Source organism: Streptomyces sp. NBC_01352, assembly GCF_036237295.1.
In the GTDB taxonomy this organism is placed as follows: domain Bacteria; phylum Actinomycetota; class Actinomycetes; order Streptomycetales; family Streptomycetaceae; genus Streptomyces; species Streptomyces plumbiresistens.
The window spans coordinates 4,300,613-4,317,317 of the sequence record NZ_CP108354.1; the positions used below are offsets into that span (position 1 = coordinate 4,300,613).

Annotated in this window: 12 protein-coding genes; 3 read left to right on the forward strand and 9 right to left on the reverse strand. The window is 70.1% G+C overall.

Features of this window, described 5'->3' with window-relative positions; all coding sequences use genetic code 11:
- The 5 genes from OG252_RS19870 to OG252_RS19890 form a co-directional block, all read right to left on the reverse strand.
- Positions 1-2,409, reverse strand: a complete 2,409-nt coding sequence (locus OG252_RS19870) for a galactose oxidase-like domain-containing protein (protein WP_329337618.1) — start codon at positions 2,407-2,409, stop codon at positions 1-3.
- The gene (locus OG252_RS19875; protein WP_266434393.1) at positions 2,406-3,599 is read right to left on the reverse strand and encodes a glycosyltransferase; all 1,194 of its coding nucleotides are present in this window, start codon (positions 3,597-3,599) and stop codon (positions 2,406-2,408) included. Before OG252_RS19875 ends, OG252_RS19870 begins: the two co-directional genes overlap by 4 nt.
- Entirely contained in the window at positions 3,596-5,254 is a 1,659-nt protein-coding gene (locus tag OG252_RS19880; RefSeq protein WP_329337620.1) for an ArnT family glycosyltransferase, read from the reverse strand. Before OG252_RS19880 ends, OG252_RS19875 begins: the two co-directional genes overlap by 4 nt.
- A complete protein-coding gene (locus tag OG252_RS19885; RefSeq protein WP_266434397.1) occupies positions 5,251-6,519 on the reverse strand; it encodes a glycosyltransferase in 1,269 nt (422 codons plus the stop codon). Before OG252_RS19885 ends, OG252_RS19880 begins: the two co-directional genes overlap by 4 nt.
- Before the next feature lie 199 nt (positions 6,520-6,718).
- Positions 6,719-8,749 (reverse strand): thioredoxin domain-containing protein, encoded by a 2,031-nt coding sequence (locus OG252_RS19890; RefSeq protein WP_266434399.1) that lies wholly within the window; start codon positions 8,747-8,749, stop codon positions 6,719-6,721.
- Between the two features lie 177 nt (positions 8,750-8,926).
- Between OG252_RS19890 and OG252_RS19895 the strand changes: the two genes are divergently transcribed.
- Positions 8,927-12,127, forward strand: coding sequence for a tetratricopeptide repeat protein (locus OG252_RS19895; RefSeq protein WP_329337624.1), 3,201 nt, complete (start codon positions 8,927-8,929; stop codon positions 12,125-12,127).
- 202 nt (positions 12,128-12,329) lie between these two features.
- On the opposite strand, the gene OG252_RS19900 is transcribed toward OG252_RS19895, so the two are convergent.
- A complete protein-coding gene (locus tag OG252_RS19900) occupies positions 12,330-12,608 on the reverse strand; it encodes a hypothetical protein (RefSeq protein ID WP_329337626.1) in 279 nt (92 codons plus the stop codon).
- The gene (mca, locus tag OG252_RS19905; RefSeq protein WP_329337628.1) at positions 12,601-13,482 is read right to left on the reverse strand and encodes a mycothiol conjugate amidase Mca; all 882 of its coding nucleotides are present in this window, start codon (positions 13,480-13,482) and stop codon (positions 12,601-12,603) included. The genes OG252_RS19900 and mca overlap by 8 nt, the downstream gene beginning before the upstream one ends.
- A 104-nt stretch (positions 13,483-13,586) precedes the next feature.
- On the opposite strand from mca, the gene OG252_RS19910 reads away from it, so the two are divergent.
- Both OG252_RS19910 and greA read left to right on the forward strand, forming a co-directional pair.
- Positions 13,587-13,985, forward strand: a complete 399-nt coding sequence (locus tag OG252_RS19910; protein WP_266434407.1) for a DUF4307 domain-containing protein — start codon at positions 13,587-13,589, stop codon at positions 13,983-13,985.
- 168 nt (positions 13,986-14,153) lie between these two features.
- Positions 14,154-14,654, forward strand: coding sequence for a transcription elongation factor GreA (greA, locus tag OG252_RS19915; protein ID WP_266434409.1), 501 nt, complete (start codon positions 14,154-14,156; stop codon positions 14,652-14,654).
- A gap of 114 nt (positions 14,655-14,768) precedes the next feature.
- Here the strand turns inward: greA and OG252_RS19920 are convergent, their stop codons facing one another.
- Positions 14,769-15,614, reverse strand: a complete 846-nt coding sequence (locus tag OG252_RS19920; protein WP_266434411.1) for an ABC transporter permease — start codon at positions 15,612-15,614, stop codon at positions 14,769-14,771.
- Positions 15,611-16,660, reverse strand: coding sequence for an ATP-binding cassette domain-containing protein (locus OG252_RS19925; protein ID WP_329337631.1), 1,050 nt, complete (start codon positions 16,658-16,660; stop codon positions 15,611-15,613). Before OG252_RS19925 ends, OG252_RS19920 begins: the two co-directional genes overlap by 4 nt.
- Between the last annotated feature and the right edge of the window lie 45 nt (positions 16,661-16,705).

Sequence of the window (16,705 nt, forward strand, 5' to 3'; positions counted from 1 at the left end):
CTAACGCTTCTTCAGCACATCAGCCTTTCCGCAGGCGATGCCGTCCTTGTTGCGGTCGAGCCTCAGCGGGTCGTCCTTTCCGTTGACCTTGAGGCGGCCGTAGTCGTTCTTCTTCAGCCAGGCACAGCGGGCGGCCGTGGTCTTCTTGACCTCGTCCGGGAAGGCGGTCGGCACGCAGACGTTGATCGACCCGTAGTGCGGGTCGCAGCCGGAGACGGTGGGGCTGACCTTCTGCGAGGCCTTCTTCTTGCCGGGCCCCTGGACCGTGCCCTCCAGGGAGTCGGCGAAGGAGTGGACGTGGGCCGAGGCGTCGGTGGCGCTCAGGGCCTGCGGGCCCTGGAGGTGCACCCACTTGGCCACCGACGGCACGCCGTTGGCGTCGACCGCGAAGAGCATGTACCAGCCGGGCGGGGCGATGTTGGGGTTGCTCGTCACGTTCAGGTCGATGTTGTTGCCGTCCACCGACAGCGGCAGGTCCACGAACCGCTGGTTCGGGTCGGAGGAGTGGGTCACCGCGGCCGGGCGGATCAGCTCGGCCTTGGCGATGGGGCGGTCGACGGTGATCCGCTGGGTGTCGCCGTAGTTCCACTCGGTGTCGATCACCGACGTGATCGACGGACGCGTGCCCTTGAGCAGGTAGGGCGGGGTGTAGATCGACACGTTGTGGTTCCAGGTGCCGTTGCCCGGGTTGTCGCCGGTCGACATCACCCGGCCGTCGGGCAGCAGGAACGAGGACGAGTGGTAGCCGCGCGCCTGCGGGTCGGCGGCCACCGGGTCGAAGGTGTTCGACGCCGGGTCGTAGATCGACGACTCGAAGACCGGGTCGGCCCGGTTGTGCAGCGCGCCGCCGGTCTCCAGCACCTTGCCGTCGGGCAGGAGTACGGCGGAGACGTACATCTTGCCCTGGTTGCCGGTCTGCGGCACCGGGCCGTTGCCGAGGTCCACCGTGCCCTGCGGGATCGGCGGACCCGCCACGTAGGCCGGGTTGGCGGTCTTGAGGTCGATGACGTCGGTCAGCCGGTTGGCGTCCGGGTTGGAGTCGATGTTGCCGCCGCCGAGGGTGAGGACCTTCTGGTCCTGGGCCGGGGGCAGCAGCACGCTCGCCGACTGGTCGCGCTCGTCCTTGTTCTGCAGGCCCGGCGTCTGCGTGACCGTGTTGGCGTTGTAGTCGTAGATCGCCGATCCGGTGCCCGGGATGTTGTTGCCGAAGGTGTGGCTGCCCGAGTAGAAGAGGCGTCCGTCCTGCATCAGGATCATCGACGGGTACAGACCCCAGTACGACCAGGTCTGGTTGACCTTCCATGTCGGCAGCCACTGCTGCTCGGCGTCCGACCACAGTTCGGCGGTCACCGAGCCGGTCGAGTCCTCCTTCAGTCCGCCGAAGGAGATGACGTCACCGTTGCCGAGGGCGGTCGCCGACGGGTACCAGTGGCCGTCGTTCATGTCGTTGGTCTTGCTGTACGTCTCGGCGACCGGGTCGAAGATGTACGAGTCCTTGTAGCCCTGGTAGCCGATCGTGCCGTCCGCCGACGGATAGCCCTTGTTGCCGCTCATCACCAGCACGCGCCCGTCCTGGAGCTGGACGTGCCCGGCGCAGAACATGTCCTTCGGCGTGGGGATGACCTTGTAGGTGCCGGTGGCCGGGTTGTACACCGCCGAGGTGAAGGTGCCCGCCTTGAACTGCTCCTCGCTGTTGCCGGAGCCCGCGATCAGCAGCACCTTGCCGTTGTTGAGGACGACGGAGTGCATGGAGCGCACCGGGTTCTTCGTGGGCAGCACGTCCCACCTGCCGTTGGCGCACTCCGCTGCCGTGCCCGTGCACACGGGCTCGGGCACCGGGTCGGCGACCTGGTCCATCGTGTAGTCGTCGGTGGTGGCCGAGCCGGTGCCGTAGACCGAGACGCCCCACGAGATGCGGTCGGTGCCGGCCGGGACCTCGGGGGTGCGGACCGACGCCTGGGTCCAGGCGCCCGCCAGCTCCAGCGTCTTGAGGTCGGTCCAGTACTGCCAGCCCGCCGTGGTGTCGTGCCGGAAGAGGGTGAGGGCCGCGTCCGGGGTGGTCGTCTTGTACCAGAGCCCCAGGTCGTACTGCTTGCCCGCCGTCACCACCGGCGCGCACTCCGTCGACTCGGTGACCAGCGCCTTGCGGTCGCCGGAGACCCGGCGGGTCAGCTCGACCTTCATGGCCTTGGTGCCGGAGTGGGCGTCGGCCGTGGTGGTGAAGCTGAAGTCGTTGTCGCCCCAGCCGGACTTCTCCCAGCAGTACGGCATGCCGTCGGTGCCGGCGGTCTCGAAGCCGGGGTTCTTGATGAGGTTGGCGGCGGACGCGGGCTGTGGTGAGGTGAGGAGCAGGCCCGCTGTCAGGCCTGTCACGGCCAGAAAGGCGGATCTCCTGCGGTGTCTGTTCACGCGGCTCTCCCTGCTGTAGAACTCCCGCGCAGCCCCCTGCGCGGGAGGTAGACCAGCGCTTCGGTCCCCGCGAAGCGCACGACGAAGGTCGTCACCAGTGCGAGCGCGGTCGCCGAGAGCGCGCCCATGTCGAACCGGTGGACGAACAACGCGATCAAGGGGATCCGCAGCACCAGGTCGGCGTTGGCGAGCAGCGCGAACCTTCCGACGCGGTCCCACCACTGCCGGTGCCGGCGGCGGTCGCGGAACAGCAGGTGCTCGATGAGCACGAAGTTCCAGGCGACGCCGAGCTGGTTGGCGAGGACCTCCGCCGGCAGGTAGTGCATGCCGGCCGCGGTCAGCGCCCACAGGCCGAGCAGGTTCGGCACGAACCCCGTCGCGCCGATCAGCCCGAAGCCGATCATGCGGGCGACCGGGGAGGCGGTGCGCAGTCCGCTCAGGTGGCGCAGGAAGCGGAAGCCCTCCTGGGCGCTGGACTTGGACTCGCCCGCGAACCGTTCCTGGAAGACGAACGGGACCTCGGTGACCTGGCGCGGGCGGTTGCGGACCGCCAGTTCGAGCAGGATCTTGTAGCCGAAGGGCTGGAGCACGTCGGCGCTGACCGCGCTGCGCCGGATGGCGAAGAAGCCGCTCATCGGGTCGCTGATGCCGTGCAGTTTGCGCGGGAAGAGCGACTTGGTCAGCCAGGTCGCGCCGCGTGATACGGCGACCCGGTAGTTGCCCGCGAGTCCGGCGCGGCTGCCGCCCTTGATGTAGCGGGAGGCGACGACCAGGCCGGCGCCCGCCCGCTCGCCGGTGGCCACCAGCTCCGGTACCAGCGAGGGCGGATGCTGGCAGTCGCCGTCCATGACGACGATCCAGTCCGACCCGGCCGCCTTGATGCCCTCGACGACCGCGCCGCCGAGCCCGCCGACCGGTACGTCGCGGTGCAGGACGGTCACCGGGAAGGGGCAGTCCTTCGCGGCCTCGCGGATGACCTCGGGGGTGTCGTCGGTCGAGTCGTCCACGAAGACGACCTCGCAGGGCAGCCTGGACGGCACCGACTCGGTGATCTGGTGCAGGAGTTCGCGGACGTTGGCGGACTCGTTGAACGTCGGTACGACGATGGTGACGGCGCCCGGTTCCGGGACCTCCGCCGCGCGTACGGCCGGATCGTCGAGCTCTCCGGGGACGGTGGATTCCTGGCTCATCGGGCGCCTCCCGCGGCGGTGCCGGTGGTCTGGATCTGCCGGATCTCGATCCGGTCCTCACCGGTGCCGAAGACGGCCACCGGTTTCGAGTGCTGGATGGCGGCCTTGACGTTGGGCAGGTCGACCGCGTCGCGCCGCACCGTCGGGGAGGCGACGACGTAGTCGATGTCCCTCCAGCCGCCCGGCATCGTCTTGGTGACGGCCGGGTCGAGGTCGGCCTTGTAGAACCAGATGACGCCGAGCCCGGGCCGGTACCCGGCGTGCACCAGGTCCAGCCACATCGCGTCGTCGACGAGTACCCGGGTGTCCTCCGGGTCCGCCACCTCGGTGCTCAGCCACTTCGAGGCGGCCTGGTAGGGCGCGTTGGCGTCGACGGTGACGGCGGTGCGGGCACCGTCGTACCAGCGCGGTACGACATAGGCGCCGGCGGAGATGGCGAGGACCACGGCGAGGGTGTACCGGCCGCCGGTCTGCCACCGCCGCTCGTCGGGGTCACGCCATCTGCGCAGCACGGCGTGGGCGACGGACGCGGTGCCTCCGGCGAGGACCAGGGCGAGGAAGGGCAGCGCCTGGATGACGTACATGGCGGGCAGGTAGCCGTTGGGGCGCAGGGCCAGCGCGGCGAGGATCGCCACCGTCAGGGCCGGACCGGCCAGTGCCCGGGCGGTGACCGACCAGCGCCAGGTGGCCAGGAGCAGAAGCGCGCCGGCGAGGCCGCCGAGGGGCAGGACCCGGTCGTAGTAGAGCCAGGACTGGAAGACGCCCCAGGAGCCGGAGCCCTGGTCGAGGATGAAGCCCGAACCCGGCCTGGTCATCTGGTACTTGACGCCGTCCCAGAGGGAGACGTGCCCGCCGCCTGGCAGCAACTCGCCCTTGAGGAGGGCGAACAGGGGGTACGAGAAGCCGATCAGCGTGCAGGCCGTGATGGCGCCGGTGACCGCGAACTTCCGGGTGTCCTTGTGGCTGTGCCGCCACATGGTGACCAGCAGCGCGGGCAGGATGACGAGCATCGTCTCCTTGGTGAGCACGGCCGTGGCGGCCGCGATGCCCGCCCCGAAGTGGTGCCACAGGTGGCGGCTCGGGGAGGCGGCGAGGGTGAACGCGACCAGCGTCCACATCACCGCGAGGTTGTCGAGGAAGATCTCGCGCTGGAGGACGACGGACAGCGGCGAGAGCCCGAAGAAGACCATGCCGAGCCCGGCGGCCCAGCGGGGCAGGGAGAGGCGCCGGCCGAGGACGTAGACCAGCACCGCGCTGATGCCGCTGATCACCAGCATCGTCGCGCGCATCGAGCCGACGGTCATCGACTCGGGGCTGATCATCGAGGGTATCCAGGTCAGCAGGGCTATCTGGATCCAGCCGAGGGGCGGGTGGTCGTACCAGTAGGTGTAGTGGGCCAGGCCCCTGCCCTCCTGGACCGCCCAGGCCTGGGCGAGGTAGGTGCCCTCGTCGTCGCTGAGCGTCGGGTAGTCGGCGATGTTCCAGCCCTGCACGACCAGGATGGCGACGAGTAGCACGCCGCACAGCAGGAGGTCGGTGCGGGAGGAACGCAGCCGGCTCGGCGGGGCTGTTCGACCGGCCGAACCGGTATCAGGCGCAGGCTGCCGCTGCGCGGGGACCTGGGGAGTGGTCACCGCGGAAAGGGTGGAGGTCACGCAGGGACGTCCTCTCGGGTCACTTCGGACGGTGTGAGATGCGCGCCGACATGAGTGGTCAGCTCCCAGTCGTTGCGGCCGCGCTGCTCGCGCCAGACGGCGCGGATCGCGGCCCCGGCGAGGAGGACCTGGTAGAAGGGGCCGCCCACGACGAGCTTGACGTAGTGGACGAAGCGGACGCGGAGCCCGTACTGCTTGCCGAAGTCGTGCAGTCCGACGAGCTCGAAGACGAAGGTCACCATGGCGGTGACGAGCGGCAGGAAGGTGACGAAGGCGATGCTCACAGGCACGTCGAGGAAGAGTGCGATCGCCACGTTGAGCGGGATGATGACGCCGGTGAAGGCCTGCATGAACGGCGTCATGAGGGTGTAGCGGGCGAGCAACCGCTGTCCGAAGCCCGGCAGTTGCTTCCAGTCCTTCTTCCGGTAGACCTGGAGGAAGCCCTGGTTCCAGCGGGTGCGCTGCTTCAGCAGCGACATCAGCGAACCGGGGGTCTCCTCCTTGGTCACCATGTCGGAGTCGTAGGCGACGACGACCTTCTTGCCGATGCTGGAGAGCCGCACGCCGAGGTCGCAGTCCTCGGCGAGGCAGTCGGGGTCCCAGCCGTCGGCTTCCCGCAGGACGTCGGTCCGTACGAAGACGGTGTTGCCGCCGAGCGGGATGAATCCTTTCTGCGCGTGCAGATGCAGCCGGGAGCGGAACCAGAAGAAGTACTCCAGGCAGTTGCGCAGGCTGTACCAGCTGGAGTGGAAGTTGATCAGCTGGACACCGCCCTGCACGACATCCGCCTTGGTCGTCCGGAACGCGTGGTCGACGTGCGCGAGCAGCTCCGGGTGGACCTGGTCCTCGGCGTCGAAGACCCCGACCACGTCGCCGCGGCAGTGCGGCAGCGCCGTGTTCATGGCCTTCGGCTTGTTCTTCTTCTCGTGGGTGTCGACGACGACCCGCACGCGCGGGTCGCGCTCCGCGGCGTCGCACGCGACCGCCGTGGTCTCCGGGTCGTCGTGCCCGACGATCACGATGATCTCGAAGTCGGTGTGGCTCGACTCCAACAAGCGCTGGATGGTGTGGTCGAGCACCGCCTGCTCGTGGCGCGCCGGAAGCAGCAGCGAGAAGGACAGACTCTCCCCGCCGTCCGGTCGGTGGAATCGGGTGGAGGCGAGCACTTCGGGCGTACGCCACGCGTGCATCTGCCACCACAAGGTGAAGGCCGCCATCCAGAACAAGGCAAGCGAAACGGCAGCGATAACTACAGACGTCAGCAACAGACCCCCCAGGCCCCAAACCCCCTGTCGCGACGGTGAGTCACCCCCGTCGCGTCACTGTGCAGAGATTAAGGGGGAACTGTGAAGTGTGGGAACTGTTCTGATAAATAGCGTGTTTCGTAACGGTGATGTGACTTCTGGGACTAATCCGAACACGTGGGCACATCTCAGCAACGGAAGGGTGTACTCCACTTCCGTTTCAGCCGCTCAGCGCCGTGCGCAACCGATCGGGATCGGTCGTCGGAGCATCACAAGTGAAGTTACGGCAGACGTACGCGGTTGGTTCACCGTTACTCAAGGAACGGTCGGCGAGGAGGGGCAGTTCGTCGCTGTCGGGGGTGCCGACAGCGACGACCGCGCCGGGAGCGGTGCCGAGAAGTGCCGTACGGTGCAAGGCCCTTGTGCCCTCGTCGTCCAGGCTCGGACCCACGACCGCCACCTCGCGCGGCCCGTCGAGCAGCGCCTCGGCGACCGCGAGCCCCCAGCCGATGAAGCGGGGGACGCGCGGGCCGAGGGCCTTGACGACGCCGAGCGCCTTCTCGGCGGCGGTGCGATGGGGTTCGGCGCCGGTCTGGGCCGCGTAGCTCAACAGGGCGCCGGCTGCGGCGCTCCAGCCGGAGGGCGCGGCGTTGTCGGTGGGGTCCTGCGGCCGGCGGATCAGCTGCTCGGCGTCGGCGGCGGTGTCGTAGAGGCTGCCGGAGTCGTCGGCGAACCGCGCGAGGACGTGGTCGAGGAGGAACCCGGCGAAGTCGAGCCACACGCCCTCGCCGGTCACGGAGGCCAGCGCGAGGAAGCCCTCCGCCACATCGGCGTAGTCCTCCAGCACCCCGGCGTTGGCGCCGACCTGGCCGTCCTTGCTGGTGCGGGCGAGGCGGGCATGGTCGTCCAGATGCAGCCGTACGAGGAGGTCGGCGGCGCCCAGCGCGGCCTCCACCAGGTCGGGACGGTCGAAGTAGGCGCCGGTCTCGGCGAGCGCGGCGATCGCCAGCCCGTTCCAGGCGGCGACGACCTTGTCGTCACGGCCGGGTGCGGAACGCTCACTCCGCTTGTGAAGCAGTCGCTCGCGGACGGAGGCGATGCGCTCGGCGTCGAAGAACACGTCCTGCTGCGGGAGTTGCAGCACGGACGAGCCGTGCTCGAACGTGCCCTCCTCGGTGACGCCGAAGTACTGGACGGCGAGCTCGGCGTCCTCGGCCCCGAGCGCCTCGCGGAGCTGCTCGGGCGTCCACACGTAGTAGGCGCCCTCGACGTGCCTGCCGGTGCCGTCGTCGCTGTCGGCGTCGAGCGCGGAGGAGAACCCGCCCTCGTTCGTGCGCAGTTCCCGCACCATGAAGTCGGCGGTCTCCAGGGCGACCCGGCGGGCCAGCTCGGAGCCGGTCGCCCGCCACAGGTGGGCGTAGACGCGGCACAGCAGCGCGTTGTCGTACAGCATCTTCTCGAAGTGCGGCACGATCCAGTCGCGGTCGACGGAGTACCGGGCGAACCCGCCGCCGAGCTGGTCGTAGATCCCCCCGCGGGCCATGCGCTCACAGGTGTCCTGCGCCATCTGGAGGGCGCCCTCCGCGCCGGTCCGCGCGTGGTGGCGCAGCAGGAACTCGACCACCATGGACGGCGGGAACTTGGGCGCCCCGCCGAACCCGCCGCGCTGCGGGTCGTACTCCCGGGTGAGCCCGAGAAGGGCCGCGGCCAGCTGCTCCTCGCCGGGCGCCTGGCTGTCGCCGTAGGAGATCTCCCGCCCCGCCAGGTCCCGCACGATCTTCCCGGCGACCTCGGCGACCTCCTCCCGCCGGTCGGTCCAGGCACTGCGGACGCCCTCCAGCACCTGCTGGAAGGACGGCATGCCGTGGCGCGGGGCGGGCGGGAAGTAGGTGCCGAAGTAGAAGGGCTCGGCGTCCGGCGTCAGGAACACCGTCATGGGCCAGCCGCCCTGCCCGGTGGCTGCCTGGACGGCCTCCATGTAGACGGCGTCCACGTCGGGGCGTTCCTCGCGGTCGACCTTGACGCTGACGAAGTGGGCGTTGAGGTAGTCGGCGGTCTCCTGGTCCTCGAAGGACTCGTGCGCCATGACATGACACCAGTGACAGCTGCTGTACCCCACGCTCAGCAGCACGGGCACGCCCCGCTCGCGCGCCTCCTCGAAGGCCTCGGCCGACCACGGCCACCAGTCGACCGGGTTCTCGGCGTGCTGGAGGAGGTAGGGGGACGTCTCATGAGCCAGTCGGTTCGGCATGGGGTCCATCCTGCCGCAGTACCCCGCCTGTCACCCGGCAGGCGTCTCCCGGACAGTGACCTTGAGTTTTCCGGACCTACGCCCCCTCGCACCAATGCGCCGTCCGCAGCACACTTGACCAAGGAACCATCAAGGGACAGACGAGAAAGAGCCGTTGCCGCCGGAGGGGGACGTGACATGCGGGACAGTCATCGCGCGGAGGCCGAGCGGTTGCTGACGCGGGCCGTGGAGGAAGAGGTACGGCGGTCAGGCGGACGTACCGACGGGACCGTGCTGCTGTCGCGGGCGCGCGGGGCGCTGGACTCGATGGCGCAGACCGCCGCGGAGGAGTACGAGGCGTACACCCGCGCGCTGGACGAGTCGGAGGCCGGTCGGCTCACGTTCGGGCAGCGGTACGCGCGCGAGGGCGGCGGCACTCCGCTGCTGGTGGCGGGCGTCGCGGCCCTCGCGGCCCTCGTCGCCGACCTGGCGCTCGGCACCGGCGCGGGTACGGCGCTCGGCGCCGGGGTGACCGTGGGAGTGGTGGGCGCCGCGGCGACGGTCGTGAAGGTGGCCGGCTCGCATCTGCCCGCCGCCCACCACCACGCGGGCGCGCTCGGCCAGCCCGGCGGCCCGGAGCAGCTGCGGCTGCAGTGGCTGACGGCTCTCGAGGTGCGCGGCATCCGCCCCTACCTCGACCAGCAGCGGGTGCGGAACGCCTCGACCGGGCCGAAGCGGACGGGTCCGCGGTTGAAGGGCACGGACAAGAGCGCGGCGGCCCGGGGCCGGAACGTGCTGGAGCAGTCGTTCGGTCAACTGCCCGAGCCGGTGGGCCCGTTCGCGGGCCGCCGTCAGGAGATGGCGCGGATCCGGCAGTGGGTGCAGGCGGCCCGCGCGAGCACCGAGACCCGGCCGACGGTCGTCGTCCTGCACGGGGCGCCCGGCAGCGGTCGTACGACACTCGCGGTGCGCGCCGCCCACGACCTGAGGGACTACTTCCGCGGCGCGTGCGTGGTCGACCTGCGCGGCTACACCCCGGAGGAGCAGCCGCTGTCCACCCGGGACGCGCTGCTGCACCTCCTCAACCGCCTCGGCGCCCCCCGCGAGCAGCTCCTGTTCCGTGAGCGTTCCTCCGCGGACCAGCAGGTCAAGCGGCTGAGCGAGCTGTACCACCAGCATCTGACCGGGCTGCCCGTCACGATCGTCCTGGACGACGCCTTCGACCCGGAGCAGGTCCGCACCCTCATTCCCGAGCGCTCCGACAGCCTCGTCCTGGTCACCACCCGCGGCCCGCTCGACCTGCCGGCCGACGTGGCCGCCTGGGTGCACGAGCTGCCCGTCGAGGCCCTGGACCCGGCCGGATCGGAGGAGCTGCTGGGTGCGGCCGCGCAGGAGACCGCCGGCCCCTACGACGCCGAATCCACCGACCGGATCGGCCGGCTGTGCGGCCACCTGCCGCTCGCGCTGCGCATCGCGGGCTCCTCGCTCGGCCCGCGTTCACCCCGACAGCTCGCCACGGACCTCGACGCGTACGGCCCGGTGGAACCCGCCGAGAGAGTGCTCTGGCTGCGCTACACCGACCAGTCGGACACCGCCCGCCGGCTGCTGCGCCGCCTCGCCCTGGCCGGCCGCGCCTCCCTCGGCGCCGCCGCGGCCGCCGCCCTGCTGGCCACGGACGAGACGGAGGCGACCCGCCACCTGGTGGCCCTGTCCCGGGCGGGCCTCATCGACCACGTCCGCGGCAGCCGCTACCGACTGCACGACGTGGTCCGCGCCTTCGCCCACGCCCGCCTCCTGGACGAGGAGGAGCCCTCCGAGCGTACGGCGGCGCAGGAACGCCTGATCGTGAACTACGCCGACCTCGCCGACTCGGTGCTGCGCCTGGTCGACGGCAACATGTCGACCCGCTCGGACCGCTTCAGCCCGCACGGCTTCCACTCCCTGGACGAGGCGCTGCGCTGGCTCGACGACGAGTCGAGCTTCATCACGGCGGCCCTCCGGCACGCGGAGGGCGTGAACCAGGCGGCCGTACTGAACCTGCTCGGCGCCCTGTGCGACTACTGCCTGCTGCGCGGCGACCTCTATCGCCTCGGCGAGATCAGCGAGCTGGCGCAGGCCGTCGACCAGGGCCTGCTCGTCCGCTCGGTGCAGTGGCGTACGGGCATCGCGGCGCGGCAGCTGGGCGAGCTGGACAAGGCGCGCACGACGCTCACCTCGGTGGTGGACCTCTATATGGAGGCGCACCACGACGCGGGCGCGGCGCGGGCCCTGTGCTCGCTGGGCATCACGCTCCACCATCAGGGCAACCTGACGGAGGCGGCGGCGAAGCTGAGGGAGGCCCTCGACCTGCAGGCCGCCCCCGAGCTGGCGACGGACCGCGCGTGGACGATGCACGCGCTGGCGGCCGTGGAACGCGACCGGGCCCACCTGTCCGAGGCGATGGAGCTGCTGACCCAGTCCCTCCTCCTGCACCGCGCCGGCGAATCGGTCCACGGCGAGGCCTGGGCCCACTTCCAGCTCGGCCAACTGGGCCTGCGCATGGGCGACATCCCGCGCGCCGAAGAGGAGTTGCGCACGGCCCTCGACCTGTACGGCCGCACCCGCGACGCCCGCGGCGAGGCCTGGGCCCTGACCCAGCTGGCCCGCGCCCGCCTGATCGCCGGCGACCCGTCGGCGGCGGTCGACGGCCTGCGCCAGGCGGCCTCCCGGCACCGTGACAACGAGGACGCGCGCGGCGAGGCGTGGACGGTGTACTACCTCGGCCAGGCCATGGAGGAGACCGGCAACCTGACCCTGGCGGTCCGCGAGCTGGAGCGCTCCCGCACGATGTTCTCCCGGATCCGGGACGTCTACGGCCTGGCCTGCGCCCGGCACCACTCGGCACGCGCGACCCGCGACCAACGGGCCGCGCAGACGGGGTCGTTGCGCAACTCCGGCTTCGCCCGCCAACTGCTGGTGGACGCCCGCGCCGACTTCCGGCGCATCGGCGTCGCCCACGGGGAGGCCTGGACCTGCCTGGAGCTGGCGGTGGTGGACGCGGGCAACTCCCGTACGCCCCAGGCGCTGGAGTTGTGCGACGAGGCGATCGGGCTGTTCACGTCGTACGGCGATCGCCGCGGCGAGGACTGGGCGCGCTTCCTGCGCTGCACACTGCTGCCGTACGCCGCCCCGGGCGGCGTGGAGGTCGGTACCGCCGTGGCGCAGGAGGAGCTGGCCCAGCTGTCCCGGGCGGGACATCCGGCCCGGGACGAGAAGCTGGACGACTACGTCGAGGCGTACCAGTTGCTGCTGGAACGCGGGGTGAACCTCGAAGCGGGTTGGCAGGCCTGGCGCTTGGGGATGGTGCCGGGACGGCATGCGCGGGAGGTCATGGGGGTGGCGGTGGCGTCGAGAGCGTAGCGGCGGCGAAATGGTCTGCGGCCTGCGGCCGTGCCCAGGTGCCCCCGGCATTCTGGACGCCCACCGCGGCGATCCGGCCCGGTCGTGCGCGGGCGCGGTCCGCGGGCGCCCGCTCGGACCGTCCGCGGGCGGAGTCCGCCCACCTGCCACCGTCCCTGGCCGACCACTGCCGGTGAAGGGACGGAAGCCGGTGGGCTGACCGTCAGCCCTGCTTCGCCCCGGGCTCGGCGGAGGCGGAGGCGGAGGCGGAGGCGGAGGCGGAGCCGTCCGCGGGCTCCGCCTTCGGGTCCGAGGTCTCCTTGAAGTCGACCTTGCCCATGTGGCGGCTCATCGACTTCATCAGGGCCCACACGGCCAGGGCCATCGCCGCGAAGACGATGAAGCCGAGGACGCCGGGGGTGACCTTGTCCTCGTCGACCTCCTTGGCGAGGGTCGCGAGGTGCGTCATTGCCAGGCTTGCGCTTGCGCTCATATCAGGCATTGTCGCGGATGCCCGCGAAGAGGTCGTCCTCGGGGAGGGAGGTATCGACGAGGGACTTCGCGAGCTCGTACTCCTCCGTCGGCCAGACCTTCTTCTGGACGTCCATCGGGACGCGGAACCAGCCGCCGTCGGGGTCGATCTGCGTGGCGTGCGCGATCAGGGCCTTGTCGCGGATCTCGTAGAAGTCGGCGCACGGGACGTGCGTGGTCAGGGTCCGCTCCTCGCGCTCGAACTCGTCCCAGCGCTTGAGCCAGTCCCCGTACGGGGACTCCAGGCCGCGGTCCAGCATGGCCTGGTGCAGCGCCTCGGTGCGCGGGCGGTTGAAGCCCTGGTTGTAGTACAGCTTCTGCGGCTGGTACGCCGGGCCGAACTCCGCCTCCGGGTACTTCTCGGTGTCCGCCGCGCCCTCGAACGCCACCATCGAGATCTTGTGGGTCATGATGTGGTCGGGGTGCGGATAGCCGCCGTTCTCGTCGTACGTCGTGATGACCTGCGGACGGAAGGAGCGGATCTTCTTCACCAGCTCGCCGGCCGCGGTGTCGACGTCCTCCAGCGCGAAGCAGCCCTCCGGCAGCGGCGGCAGCGGGTCGCCCTCGGGCAGGCCGGAGTCCACGAAACCGAGCCACTCCTGCCCCACACCGAGGATCTCGCGGGCCTCGTCCATCTCCTTCTTGCGCACCTCGTGGATGTGCTCCTCGATGTACTTGTCGCCCTGGAGCTTCGAGTTGAGGATGGAGCCGCGCTCCCCGCCCGTGCAGGTCACGACCAGCACGTCCACCCCCTCGGACACGTACTTCGCCATGGTGGCCGCGCCCTTGCTCGACTCGTCGTCGGGGTGGGCGTGGACGGCCATCAGTCGCAGCTGGTCAGTCAAGACTCAATCCTCGTAAATGTCGGCGCCCGGTGTGAGCGGGTGCGATCGGCGCTTCTATAGTGACCGAACTGGAGGGCCAATAATTCCGGCGCGAGAGGACGATCATGAGTACGGCGAGCACGCGACTGCCCGAGGGCCGCTACGGCCGCTCCTCGGACGAGCGCGCCGACCACAGACTCAAGATCGCCGGTGCTGTCCTCGCCGCTCTGCTCCTCGCCCTTGTCGGCTACTTCGCGTACCACTACGTCGGCCAGAACAAGATCAGCGCCGAGGTGATCACGTTCGAGCCCGGGAAGGACGCGGTGCAGGTGCATCTGGAGGTCCGCAAGGACTCCGGTGCGAGCGGCTACTGCACCCTGCGCTCCCAGGCGGAGAACGGCGCCGAGGTGGGCCGCGCCGACTTCCGCTTCGACGGGGACGCCACCCGCATCGACAAGGTCCTCACCCTGCGCACCACGTCGCCGGGCACTACGGCGGAGCTGCTCGGCTGCCACGCTGACTGACCTCAGCCCGAATACGTAGCCGCCGACCTGCGCCTACGTAATTCTGATGGCTTATGTCCTCCCCCTTCCGTCGCTGAATTGTTAGGCTCGTGGTTTCGCCCTTCCATGGAGGAACATCCTTCTGGGTAGGGCGATGCTTTGTATTCCCAGTACCTACGAGGAGCACCTGTGACCCAGACCAGCGAGAACGTCACCTGGCTGACCCAGGAGGCGTACAACCAGCTCAAGGCCGAGCTGGAGTACCTGTCTGGTCCTGCGCGCACGGAGATCGCCGCCAAGATCGCGGCCGCGCGCGAGGAGGGCGACCTGCGCGAGAACGGCGGGTACCACGCGGCCAAGGAGGAGCAGGGCAAGCAGGAGCTCCGCGTGCGCCAGCTGACCCAGCTCCTGGACAACGCCAAGGTCGGCGAGGCCCCGGTCTCCGCCGACGGTGCGGTGGCGCCCGGCATGGTCGTGACGATCGCCTTCGACGGCGACGAGGACGACACGATGACCTTCCTGCTGGCCTCGCGCGAGTACGCGAGCGCCGACGTGGAGACGTACTCCCCGCAGTCCCCGCTGGGCTCCGGCGTGATCGGCCACAAGGTCGGCGAGGACGCGCAGTACGAGCTGCCGAACGGCAAGAAGGCCTCGGTGACGATCCTCAAGGCCGAGCCCTACAGCGGCTGACCCGGCTCCCGCACGTCCTTGCACGCCCTTGCACGTCCTTGGCGAACCCCCGGCGTCTGCTGACGCCGGGGGTGTCGTCATGGCGTCTCAGGCGTCGATCATCGACATGCCGCCTCAGGCCGTCGCGGAGCGGTACTTCCGCACCGCCAGGGTCCGGAATATGGCGATGATCAGGACCGAGTAGATCAGCGAGGCCCACACGGCGTGCTGCATCGGCCAGGCGTCCGAGGTCGAGACCCCGGGATTCCCGAAGAGCTCGCGGCAGGCCTGGACGGTGGCGCTGAACGGGTTCCAGTCGGCGACGTGCCGCAGCCAGGGCGTCATCTGGGCGGAGTCCACGAACGCGTTCGAGACGAACGTCACCGGGAAGAGCCAGATCAGTCCGCCCGAGGTGGCCGCTTCCGGTGTCCGCACGGACAGGCCGATCACCGCGCCGATCCAGGTGAAGGCGTACCCGGTCAGCAGCAGCAGGCCGAAGGCGCCCAGCACCTCGCCGAAACTGGTGTGGGTGCGCCAGCCGACCAGCAGGGCGACCACGGCCAGCACGAACAGGGTGAGCGCGGTCTGCACCAGGTCGGCGAGCGTCCGACCGGTCAGGACCGCGCCCCGCGCCATGGGCAGCGAGCGGAACCGGTCGATGAGCCCCTTGTGCATGTCGTCGGCGATGCCCGCGCCGGCGCCCGCGGTGGCGAACGTGACCGTCTGCGCGAAGATGCCCGCCATCAGGAACTCGCGGTAGACGCCGGGGTCGGTGGTGCCGCCGATGTTCATCGATCCGCCGAAGACGTAGCTGAACAGCACCACGAACATGATCGGCTGGATGAGCCCGAAGATGACCATCTCCGGGATGCGGGACATCCGGATCAGATTGCGTTTGGCGACGACCAGCGAGTCGCGGATCGACTGGGTGACGGGGTTGGTGGGCGCCGTGATCCGCACGGCGTCGGTGACGGCACTCACTGGGTGGTCTCCTTCTTCTGCCCGCGGTCCTTGGCAGCCTTGGCGTCTTTGGCAGGCTTGGCGGCCGCGCCGTTCGCGCCGTTCGCGCCGTTCTCATCGTCCTTGACCTCGGCCACATGGCCCGTCAGGGAGAGGAAGACGTCGTCCAGGGTCGGGCGGCGCAGGCCGATGTCGTCTATCTCGATGCCTCGGACGTCCAGTTCCCGGATGACCTCGGCGAGGAGCTTCGCGCCGCCGGTGACGGGCACGGTGAGCTTGCGGGTGTGCTCCTCGACGGTGGTCTCGCCCTTGCCGAAGCCGGCCAGCACCTCCCGGGCGGTCGGGATGTGCTCCCGCTCGTGCACGACGACCTCGACGCGCTCGCCGCCGGTGCGGGCCTTGAGCTGGTCGGACGTACCGCGGGCGATGACCCGGCCCTGGTCGACGACGGCGATGTCATGGGCGAGGTGGTCGGCCTCTTCGAGGTACTGGGTGGTCAGCAGCAGGGTCGTACCGCCCGAGACCAGCTGTTTGATGACCTCCCACAACTGCTGGCGGTTGCGCGGGTCGAGGCCGGTCGTCGGCTCGTCCATGAACATCACGGGCGGGGACACGACGAGCGCCGCGGCGAGGTCGAGCCGTCGGCGCATGCCGCCCGAGTAGGTCTTCGCGGGGCGGTCGGCGGCGTCCGTGAGGTGGAACTGCTCGAGCAGTTCCTCGGCCCGGGCCTTCGCCGCCTTGGCCTTCATCTGGTAGAGCTGGCCGACCATCTGGATGTTCTCGCGGCCGGTCAGGTATTCGTCGACCGCGGCGAACTGGCCGGACAGGCCGATCGAGCGCCGCACCTCGTTGGGCTGCTTCAGCACGTCGAGGCCGGCGACGACGGCCTTGCCGCTGTCGGGGCGCAGCAGGGTCGTCAGACAGCGGACGGTGGTCGTCTTGCCCGCGCCGTTCGGCCCGAGCAGGCCCAGCACGGTGCCCTCGGGGACATCGAGGTCGACGCCGTCCAGAGCCCTTACGTCACCGAAGGTCTTGACCAGGCCTTCGGCATAGATGGCGCCTGGCATATAAATCTCCACGTCGTTGGGGAATCTTCTGAAAGTCTCGGTACG